This is a genomic window from Dermabacter sp. HMSC08H10 (genome assembly GCF_001807585.1).
GTDB classification, from domain to species: domain Bacteria; phylum Actinomycetota; class Actinomycetes; order Actinomycetales; family Dermabacteraceae; genus Dermabacter; species Dermabacter hominis.
The window spans coordinates 612,165-618,403 of the sequence record NZ_KV789424.1; the positions used below are offsets into that span (position 1 = coordinate 612,165).

The 6,239-nt window shown below is 62.0% G+C and carries 5 protein-coding genes and 3 tRNA genes (1 of these 8 only partly in view); 1 reads left to right on the top strand and 7 read right to left on the bottom strand.

The genetic code is table 11. From position 1 onward, the window contains the following. Positions 1-23 precede the first annotated feature (23 nt). The 3 genes from HMPREF3176_RS05590 to thrS are packed head-to-tail and all read right to left on the bottom strand — an operon-like array spanning position 24 to position 3,906. Entirely contained in the window at positions 24-1,301 is a 1,278-nt protein-coding gene (locus tag HMPREF3176_RS05590) for a PrsW family intramembrane metalloprotease (protein ID WP_070458751.1), read from the bottom strand. After that, positions 1,298-1,900 (bottom strand): HIT family protein, encoded by a 603-nt coding sequence (locus HMPREF3176_RS05595; protein ID WP_040386938.1) that lies wholly within the window; start codon positions 1,898-1,900, stop codon positions 1,298-1,300. The genes HMPREF3176_RS05590 and HMPREF3176_RS05595 overlap by 4 nt, the downstream gene beginning before the upstream one ends. A 5-nt stretch (positions 1,901-1,905) precedes the next feature. After that, on the bottom strand, positions 1,906-3,906 hold the full coding sequence (gene thrS, locus HMPREF3176_RS05600; protein ID WP_016664402.1) for a threonine--tRNA ligase: 2,001 nt from the start codon (positions 3,904-3,906) through the stop codon (positions 1,906-1,908). 167 nt (positions 3,907-4,073) lie between these two features. On the opposite strand from thrS, the gene HMPREF3176_RS05605 reads away from it, so the two are divergent. Continuing rightward, positions 4,074-5,066 carry an L-lactate dehydrogenase gene (locus HMPREF3176_RS05605; RefSeq protein WP_070458877.1) on the top strand — a complete coding sequence of 331 codons (993 nt, stop codon included), beginning with the start codon at positions 4,074-4,076 and terminating at the stop codon, positions 5,064-5,066. A 2-nt stretch (positions 5,067-5,068) separates the two neighbouring features. On the opposite strand, the gene HMPREF3176_RS05610 is transcribed toward HMPREF3176_RS05605, so the two are convergent. The 4 genes from HMPREF3176_RS05610 to HMPREF3176_RS05625 all read right to left on the bottom strand — a co-directional run. Further along, positions 5,069-5,920, bottom strand: a complete 852-nt coding sequence (locus tag HMPREF3176_RS05610) for an HAD hydrolase family protein (protein ID WP_070458753.1) — start codon at positions 5,918-5,920, stop codon at positions 5,069-5,071. Positions 5,921-5,993: 73 nt separating this feature from the next. Continuing rightward, positions 5,994-6,067, bottom strand: a tRNA-Val gene (locus tag HMPREF3176_RS05615). A 46-nt stretch (positions 6,068-6,113) separates the two neighbouring features. After that, positions 6,114-6,184: transfer RNA gene (locus HMPREF3176_RS05620), tRNA-Cys, on the bottom strand. A 22-nt stretch (positions 6,185-6,206) separates the two neighbouring features. Further along, a tRNA-OTHER gene (locus HMPREF3176_RS05625) sits at positions 6,207-6,239 on the bottom strand; it runs 54 nt beyond the window's last position.

The window sequence follows — 6,239 nt, forward strand, 5'->3', positions numbered from 1 at the left end:
CGGTTTCCCTCGTTCTTCGGAAATTATCGCTGAACCATTGTACGCGCCGGCGCAACCGGATACGTGAGCGCGGCCAGTACTCGCCGCGTTTCAGTCAGTTGCGAAAGCAACATGGCCTCGGATTCCTTGATCCTGGAGGACGTGTGTCCCGCAAGCGCAGCTTGCCGCTGTGCGGCGAGGCGCAGCGCCACGCGCTGGAACTCTTTCATCGACCAAGCGGTAACTGCTCCATAGCTTGCCGCCCAGGCCACGGCGCGGCGACGGCGGCGCAGGCCCACGAGCATGTCAACCTCGCTAGGGGTGAACCACCCGGCACGCCCGTAGTCGGAAAGACGCCAGCGCAGAATCCGCCTCTCGCGCCAGCGAAGGAAAATGAAGAGCAGCGCAAGTGTGAGGAAGATCGGCACCTCGATGATCGCGTACCAGAACAGAAGCCCTTTCAGACTCGTCACGCCATTGAGCGCGAGGAGCATCGAACCGCCATTCCACAGGGCATGCAGGCCCATACCGAGACTCAGACCGCCGGCTCCTAAGAAAAAGTAGAGAGGGAGGCTCCGGCGCTCCGCCGCGATACCGACACCGAGCCCGACGAGCGAGGTGAAACTCGCGTGCGCGAACGGTGAAAGAAGCCCGCGTAAGAAGAAGGTCTGCCAGAAAACGGTCGAGTTACCCTCGACTTGAGCAGCAGCGAATGATCGTGCGAAATACGTGATGTTTTCGGTAAAGGCGAAGCCAGCAGCGATGAGCATCGCGTAAATAACGCCGTCGATCGTCCCAGAAATGTAGCGCCGCCCGAAAAGGAGGAGCAGCACGAGCCCAAGCGCCTTCGTCGACTCCTCGACGACCGGGGCCTGGAACGCCACCGCGAGGAATTCCTGAGAGCTTGCGTCCTTGGCCTGCATGGCGATCAAAAAGACGACTGCCGTGCCGAAAATATACGTCATGGCAATGGAGCCGATGGATCCCCACAAAAAGGCGTAGGTCTTCGTAAAGCGCGGCTGAGGGGTATTACGGTCGAGCCACCACACGGCGCTGAGCACAATGCCGAACGGTACGAGGGCGGCCGTGAGCGAGACGAGGCTCGTCCCAATCCCCTGCGGCAGGATCACAAAGTAGAAGAGCAGCAGTGCGGTGATGGCGAGCGCGAGAAAGGCGAGAAAAAAGATGATCCACGTGGCGACCTTGCCGCGCGGCTTCTTTTTCGCACGTTCCCCGAACGATGGCATCGCATGGGCGATGTCCTCAGGGACATCGCGGTAAACGTCGTAGCCGTAGCCGCGCGACTGCCCTGTAGTGCTCACGTGTGCTCCTTTGCGCCTTTCTTCCCTGCCTCGGGCCACGCTTCAGCAAACATGTCGCGTGTGTGCGAGAGCAGGAACGGGAGGGCCTTGGTGCGCCCCACGATTGGAAGGAAATTCGCATCGCCGAGCCACCGCGGTACGACGTGCTGGTGAAGGTGCGCGGCGATTCCAGCCCCGGCAACCTCTCCCTGGTTCATCCCGAGGTTGAAGCCCGCGGGATTGGACACGGCACGTACCACGCGCATCGCCGTTCGCGTGAGCTCCGCGATTTCGAGGTATTCCTCGCGCGTGAGGTCGGTGTAGTCGCTCACGTGACGGTAGGGGCACACGAGAAGGTGCCCGGAGTTGTAGGGGAAAAGATTGAGAATCACGAACGCGAAGTCGCCTCGGTGAACGATAAGTGCGTCCTCATCGCTCTTGTCCGGCCCCGTGCAAAACGGGCATTCGTCGGTAGCCTCCGCGCTCGAGGGTTTCCCCTCCCCCTGAATGTATGCCACGCGGTGCGGTGTCCACAGGCGCTGGAGGGAGTCGGGGGTGCCGGCGAATGCGTGGGCGTCCTCGAAGGCCTCCCCGACTCGAGCCTCCTGCTCACCGTTCATCGGGTTCACACTTGAGCCTTCGTGCGGATCGCTTCGAGGATGCGCTCGACTGCATCGTCAACCGGAATGCCGTTGTCCTGGCTTCCGTCGCGCATGCGGAAGCTCACGGCTCCGGCGTCGCGATCCTCACCGCCAGCGATCAGCATGTACGGCACCTTTTCCTTGGTGTGGTTGCGGATCTTCTTCTGCATGCGGTCATCAGACGCATCGACTTCGACGCGCACGCCGTGAGCGCGAAGCTTCGCTGCAACCTCCTCGAGGTAGGGCACGAATTCTCCCGCTACGGGAATCCCCACGACCTGCACCGGCGCGAGCCACACGGGGAAGGCACCCGCGTAGTGCTCGGTGAGAACACCGAAAAAGCGCTCGATGGAGCCGAAGAGCGCGCGATGGATCATGACGGGTCGCTGGCGCGAGCCGTCAGGCGCCGTGTATTCGAGATCGAAGCGTTCGGGCAGGTTGAAGTCGAGCTGAATGGTCGACATCTGCCACGTGCGCCCAATCGCATCTTTCGCCTGAACGGAAATCTTGGGGCCGTAGAACGCTGCGCCACCCGGATCGGGAACGAGATCGAGCCCGGAGGCGGTCGCGACTTCTTCGAGCGTTCGCGTCGCCTCTTCCCACACGTCATCGCTACCCACGAACTTCTCGGGGTTCTTCGTCGACAGTTCGAGATAGAAGTCGTCGAGGCCGTAATCCTTGAGCAGGTCGAGCACGAAGGTCAGAAGCGTTGTGAGCTCATCGCGCATCTGCTCGCGCGTGCAGTAAATGTGGGCGTCATCCTGGGTGAAACCCCGCGCACGCGTGAGACCGTGGATCACGCCGCTCTTTTCGTTGCGGTACACGGTGCCGAACTCGAACAGTCGCAGGGGAAGCTCACGGTAGGAGCGCCCGCGGGCGGCGAACACGAGATTGTGCATCGGGCAGTTCATGGGCTTGAGATAGTAGTCCTGGCCCTGCTTGGTGACGTTGCCCTCAGCATCGCGTTCTTCATCGAGATGCATCGGGGGGTACATGCCGTCGCGATACCAGTCGAGGTGCCCGGAGGTTTCGAAGAGCTGCCCTTTGGTCGCGTGAGGGGTATACACGAAGTCGTACCCGGCCTCAACGTGCCGCTGACGGGAGTAGTTTTCCATCTCCATGCGTACCATGGCGCCCTTGGGGTGGAACACGGCAAGGCCAGAGCCGATTTCATCGGGGAAGCTGAACAGGTCGAGCTCGCTGCCCAGCTTGCGGTGATCGCGCTTTTGCGCTTCCTCGAGGCGGAACTTGTAGGCCTTCAGGTCGTCCTTCGTCGCCCACGCCGTTCCATAGATGCGCTGGAGCATGGGGTTCTTTTCACTGCCGCGCCAGTAGGCGGCTGCGGAGCGCATGAGGGAGAAGCCATTGCCGATGAGGCGCGTCGAGGGCAGGTGCGGCCCGCGGCACAGGTCGGTCCACACGACCTCGCCCTTCTTATTCACATTGTCGTACATCGTGAGGCCACCGTCGCCGACTTCGACGCTCGCGCCTTCGGCGGCGGTATCGGCATTCGATTTCAGGCCAATCAGCTCAAGCTTGTACGGCTCGTCCTTTTCCTCTTCACGCGCGTCGGCGTCATCGATGTCGCGGCGCTGGAAGCGCTGCCCTTCCTTGACGATACGCTGCATGTCCTTCTCGATCGCTTTGAGATCTTCGGGGGTGAAAGGCTCGGCGACGTCGAAGTCATAGTAGAAGCCGTCCGTAATAAACGGGCCGATACCGAGCTTGGCGTTGCTGTCGCGACGCTGAACGGCCTGCGCGAGAACGTGTGCGCACGAGTGACGCAGAATGTTGAGGCCATCCTCACTCGCGATGTCCACGCCCTCGACGGTGTCGCCTTCGGCGGGCGCGATGTACAGGTCCTTCAGTTCGCCGTTGATGCGCAGGGCGACGATCTCGCGGCGACCCTCGTACAGCGTTTCTCCCGTGGTCCCCTGCTCGATCGTGGTGGGTGAGCCGTCGAGGACGATGGAAAGCTGGGACACGGATGACTCCTTTAGTTCTCGGGTGCGAACCGACCTACACTGCCGGCTCCGCCGTCCAGTCTAACGAGTGAGGTCTCAAGGTTTCTGCGCCTGCGAGAGGGAATCGATCGTGTGAAAAGAGGATCACTCACTTGCCAAAGGGCCTCGCGCGAGCGAACCATAAAAATATGACTTCTCCCCTTGTTTCAGCTGGTTCTCCCTCCACTCGCCCCACCAAGATTGCCGTGATCGGCGCCGGCAGTGTGGGCTCGTCCGTCGCGTATGCCGCGATGCTGCGCGGGAGCGCGCAGACGATTGCCCTGTACGACCTCGCGACCGCTAAGGCCGAGGCCGAGGTTCTCGATCTCGCTCACGGCGCACAGTTCGGCTCAGGAGCGACGATCCTTGGCGGGAGCGACATTTCGTGCGTGGCCGACGCCGACGTCGTCGTGATCACCGCTGGTGCGCGTCAAAAGCCCGGCCAGACCCGTCTCGATCTTGCGGGCACCAACGTCAAGATTCTTCGCTCCCTTATGCCGCAGCTTCTCGAGCAGGCGCCCGAAGCGATGTTCATGCTCGTCACGAATCCGTGCGATGTCCTCACGGTTGCCGCCCAGCAGGCCACTGGACTCGATCCGTCTCGCATCTTTAGCTCGGGAACCGTTCTGGATTCGAGCCGGCTCAAATGGCTCTTGAGCAAGCGGATCGGCGTGAACCCACGCAGCGTGCACGCACGCATTATTGGTGAACACGGCGATAGCGAGTTTGCCGTGTGGTCAAACGCCAATATCGGCGGCATTCCGCTTCGCGAGTGGAGGAATTCCGACGGTTCCCTCGCCTTCACCGAGGCCGAACTGGACGCGGTGCGCGACGAGGTCGCAAATTCGGCGTACCAAATCATCCAGGGCAAGGGCGCAACAAACCTGGCGATCGGGGTTTCCGCGGCCCGGATTTGCGAGGCCATCATTAATGACGAAAAAGCCGTGCTGACGGTCTCGACGGTCCTGAATGACTACCGTGGCGTCAGCGGTGTGGCGATGAGCGTCCCGAGCGTCGTGGGCCGTGGCGGTGTCGAGCGCGTGCTCGACATTCCGCTCGATGAGCACGAAACCCATCTGTTGAGGGCGTCGGCCGGTCAGCTTTCCGCCATCCAGGAGGAGCTCGGCCTCGAGCTCGAGTAGGGCTACACGAGTCCCAGCTTTTCGAGCGCGTCGGCAAGACCGCCTTCGCGCGGCCCACTCATGACATAAGCAGGGTCGCTGATGGCGCGGGAGGCGTCGGACCCCTCGACCGGCACCGGGACTCCCACCCCGCGAAGCATGCCGACATCGTTCATGCCATCGCCGAAACCGACCGCACGCTCGAGCGGAATCCCCGTGTGCTCGAGAACGCGCTTAACTCCGTCGATCTTGTCGATCGCGGAAAGTTGCAGTTCACCAGAGGTGTCCTGATCCTCGCCAATCGAATAGGGCATGTCGCGGACCTCCGGGCCAATTGACCGTGCGATCTCGGTAATGCTGACCGGGCATCGCCACGCGACGACTTTCGCAAAAGAGACCTGCGAGAGATCACTGTGACGCTCAAAGGCGCCGAGGAGATCCGCGGATCCCTGCCCGAGCGTTCCCGTTTCCTTTTGCGAGACCGTGCCGCTGCGAAAGCTCGTGGCGAGGCGCTCGCGAATGTACTGTTCTGCGGTCGCGTTTCCGACGGTCGCCTCGGGCGCCTCGAGAACAAAGGGAAAATCGCCGGCTGCGAGGAGCGTGTCGACGGTTCGGCGGGCAAGGTGCGCGGGGAAGCGCGAATCCTCAAGGATGGACTCCCCCACTTTGACGTAGGCTCCCGCCGAGCCGATGACGCCGTCGAGCGCCATTTCGACGTCGCGCGGAATGAGCGAGTGCGGGCGGCCGGTGCACAGAAACGCCAGATGACCGGCGTCGCGCACGCGCGCGAGTGCGTCGACGTGAGCCTTAGGAACGATTCCGTGGTCGGCAAGTGTGCCGTCGAAGTCGAGAAAGAGTGCGTGCTGTCCGCTCATACTTGTACTCTCTCACGGCAAGGGAAACGAGAGATGACAATAAAAAAGACGCCCCGCGGGGCGTCTTTATCTGTGGGCGATACTGGACTCGAACCAGCGACCTCTTCCGTGTCAAGGAAACGCGCTAACCAACTGCGCCAATCGCCCTTATGAGACCGTGCGGTCTATTTTGCGTGGCTGCGGGCCACACGAGAGGTGGGTACGGGATTCGAACCCGTGTATACGGCTTTGCAGGCCGCTGCCTCGCCTCTCGGCCAACCCACCACGTGGAAACCTGAGATTCCAGAGCGGATGACGGGACTCGAACCCGCGACCCTCA

What these genes read in the sequence shown, in the direction of transcription:
- HMPREF3176_RS05595 (WP_040386938.1), bottom strand. Translation starts at nt 1,900, where the DNA reads ATGAACGGTGAGCAGGAGGCTCGAGTCGGGGAGGCCTTCGAGGACGCC.
- HMPREF3176_RS05605 (WP_070458877.1), top strand. Translation starts at nt 4,074, where the DNA reads ATGACTTCTCCCCTTGTTTCAGCTGGTTCTCCCTCCACTCGCCCCACC.
- HMPREF3176_RS05610 (WP_070458753.1), bottom strand. Translation starts at nt 5,920, where the DNA reads ATGAGCGGACAGCACGCACTCTTTCTCGACTTCGACGGCACACTTGCC.